At 41.0% G+C, this 647-nt stretch carries 1 protein-coding gene; it reads right to left on the reverse strand.

The window, feature by feature from the left end:
• Positions 1-92: 92 nt before the first annotated feature.
• Positions 93-647, reverse strand: a 555-nt coding sequence (locus tag QMD71_10100) for a DDE-type integrase/transposase/recombinase (protein ID MDI6841175.1), incomplete at its 5' end; no start/stop codon positions are given.

The following is a 647-nucleotide window of genomic DNA, read 5'->3' on the forward strand; positions in this document are numbered from 1 at the left end:
TTCATCAGGGTCTTTATGATAATCAAAGTAAAGCGAAAAGTGGACTGACCCCCATTTGTCAAGACAAATCTTTTCATAAGTTAAGATGTAGTTCATACCCTTACTAAAGCTTCACTTGAAACCCTGACTATACTATGCTCTGAAAACCACTTCTCCTTGAACTCAACCGGCGTTAAATACTCAAGACTGGAATGTATCCGCTCGTGATTATACTTGTAAATCCATTCCCTAATAGACTGCTCTGCCTCATAAACTGATTCGTATTCCTTAAGCCACGCCTCTTCTTCCTTAAACTTGCTAAAGAAACTCTCTATATAAGCGTTCTCTTGAGGGCTGTTATAACCGGTGCGAGTAAATGTAAATCCAAAAGCTTTTACTACACCCTGAAAGCTCCTTGAACCAAACTGACACCCATTGTCACTGTTGAGAGTAAGCCCCAACCCATCAGGAATGCCTATTGGAAAATGAGTCTCTACTGCCATCTCTAAACCCTTTAGCGCTTCCTTAGCAGATGCAAATAAGCTAAAACAATAGCCTACAATTTCTCTTGTAAAGCAATCTATGATTGCAAATAAATGCATCCAGCCTGTGCCATTAACCCAAACCTTCGTCATATCCGCCTGCCATAACTGATAGGGACGCGTCAG

This window comes from bacterium, from assembly GCA_030018315.1.
GTDB lineage: Bacteria > Hydrothermota > UBA3073 > JACQXS01 > JAGMCI01 > JASEGA01.